Source organism: Thiomicrospira sp. (assembly GCF_014859555.1).
In the GTDB taxonomy this organism is placed as follows: Bacteria; Pseudomonadota; Gammaproteobacteria; order Thiomicrospirales; family Thiomicrospiraceae; genus Thiomicrospira.
This window is the reverse complement of sequence record NZ_JACUTY010000128.1, coordinates 1-1,830: the sequence shown is the minus strand read 5'-3', so window position 1 is coordinate 1,830 and position 1,830 is coordinate 1. Positions and strand designations below refer to the sequence as shown.

At 44.7% G+C, this 1,830-nt stretch carries 4 protein-coding genes; 2 read left to right on the top strand and 2 right to left on the bottom strand.

Annotated features, from left to right (window positions below; genetic code table 11):
- Positions 1 to 494 (top strand): outer membrane protein assembly factor BamE (locus IBX48_RS10470; protein WP_296834350.1); only part of this gene is annotated, 494 nt, incomplete at its 5' end.
- A 31-nt stretch (positions 495 to 525) separates the two neighbouring features.
- Here IBX48_RS10470 and IBX48_RS10465 read toward each other — a convergent pair.
- Both IBX48_RS10465 and IBX48_RS10460 read right to left on the bottom strand, forming a co-directional pair.
- Positions 526 to 822 (bottom strand): RnfH family protein, encoded by a 297-nt coding sequence (locus IBX48_RS10465; protein ID WP_296834347.1) that lies wholly within the window; start codon positions 820 to 822, stop codon positions 526 to 528.
- 3 nt (positions 823 to 825) lie between these two features.
- Complete coding sequence (locus IBX48_RS10460) at positions 826 to 1,260, bottom strand: type II toxin-antitoxin system RatA family toxin (RefSeq protein ID WP_296834345.1); 435 nt, start codon at positions 1,258 to 1,260, stop codon at positions 826 to 828.
- 67 nt (positions 1,261 to 1,327) lie between these two features.
- On the opposite strand from IBX48_RS10460, the gene smpB reads away from it, so the two are divergent.
- On the top strand, positions 1,328 to 1,807 hold the full coding sequence (gene smpB, locus IBX48_RS10455) for an SsrA-binding protein SmpB (RefSeq protein ID WP_296834342.1): 480 nt from the start codon (positions 1,328 to 1,330) through the stop codon (positions 1,805 to 1,807).
- Positions 1,808 to 1,830: the final 23 nt, after the last annotated feature.

Below are 1,830 nucleotides of genomic sequence, written 5' to 3'. Positions count from 1 at the left end.
TATTCTTATTCAATCCATTACACTCATGTGCATTGCTCGTTATAATAAACGAAAACCCGACTGAGACGCGACCAAAAGTTACACGCGACCAATTTATTTCATTAGAATTAGCTAATGGACACCTTAACTATACTTTTACTCACAAAAAATTTAGACACAAAACTATGACCTTATCCTTTGCTAAACGCGCCAGCCTTGTTTTAATCAGCAGCTTACTTTTACTGGGCTGTGGTGGCGTAAAACCCTATAAAGCGCCAGTGACACAAGGCGTAGTAATTACCGAACAAATGCTGCAAGACCTGCAACCAGGCCTGCATAAAGACCAAGTTCGTCAACTTTTGGGGCCTAACTATGGCGCCAACCCATTTAAAGCCAATCATTGGGAATATATTTACACCAGCACCGATGACCAACAGCATAGCCACGCGGTCAAACATATCGTGGTTCAGTTTGACCAGGACGGCTATATGACAGAATGGAAACGGCTTAAATAAAAGCATTTAGCGCTAAAGTGTCTTAATTATCCTAGCTAGATTCTGCGCGCTGGGTTTCTACTTGTTTGCGACGCCGCTCACGCGGATCGGCTTTTAACGGGCGATAAACCTCCACCCTATCACCTTCTCGCAACGGCGTGTCTTTCGGTACTGGGCGACTAAAAATCCCGACCTGCTCAACCACTACATCTGGTTGCTTTTTAAATAACGGCGATAAACCAATCGACTGCTCTGCTGTTGTACCTTGCGGCACTTGCAAAGCAAACAAATATTGCTGTTCGGGTAACGCATAAGCGACTTCAACATTGATCAATTCTACTTCATTCATAACTTAACCACCGTAAACATGTTTAGCACGTGCGATAAAGCTATCCACCATCGTATTAGCGATTTGCTCAAACAACTTACCCAAGGCTAAATTCATCAAACCACTACTGACTTCAAACTCAATCTCAAACACCACCTTGCAAGCTGACGCATCCAAAGGCTTAAATTCCCACTCGCCTTCTAAGTGCGAAAATGGGCCATCTTTTAATCGCATTTCGATACGCTGACCCGGATCCATATGATTGTGTGTACTAAAAGCTTTGCGCACGCCAAGTTTTTCAATCAAAATACTGGCTTCTAAATCGTGCTCAGACTGACTAAAAATCTGTACACCGCCGCACCAGGGCAAAAACTCGGGATACGCGGCCACATTGTTCACCACATCATACATCTGACGTGCCGAATAATTTAACAAAGCCGTGCGGCTAATTTTTTTCATTTCGGTGGGTTCCCTTTCATTAAGTTCATTCCGTTATGCCACACATTCCGTTATAATGCGCGACATTATGGCAAAAAAACCCAAAAAACAAAACCACAGCAACCGCATCGCTGAAAACCGCAAGGCACGGTTTGACTATTTTATCGAAACCACGCTTGAAGCCGGTTTAGCGCTTGAAGGTTGGGAGATTAAAAGTCTGCGCGCAGGCAAAGGCCAAGTAAGCGAGAGCTATGTTTTGCTAAAAGATAACGAAGCCTGGTTGTTTGGTGCACACATTCACCCATTAATCACCGCGTCGACGCACACCCTACACGACCCGATGCGCAGCCGTAAATTGTTACTGCACCGTCGTGAAATTGATCGTTTGATGGGTCAAGTGGATCAAAAAGGCTATACCGTGGTCGTGTTGAGTTTGTACTGGAGCAAAGGCAAGGTCAAAGCCGAGATCGGCCTTGCCAAAGGTAAAAAGCTACACGATAAACGCGCGACTGAAAAAGAACGTGATTGGAACCGAGAAAAACACCGCGTACTAAAAGGCGACCGCTAAGGTTTAACCGGCCAACTAATAAA

What these genes read in the sequence shown, in the direction of transcription:
- IBX48_RS10460 (WP_296834345.1), bottom strand. Translation starts at nt 1,260, where the DNA reads ATGAAAAAAATTAGCCGCACGGCTTTGTTAAATTATTCGGCACGTCAG.
- IBX48_RS10465 (WP_296834347.1), bottom strand. Translation starts at nt 822, where the DNA reads ATGAATGAAGTAGAATTGATCAATGTTGAAGTCGCTTATGCGTTACCC.
- smpB (WP_296834342.1), top strand. Translation starts at nt 1,328, where the DNA reads ATGGCAAAAAAACCCAAAAAACAAAACCACAGCAACCGCATCGCTGAA.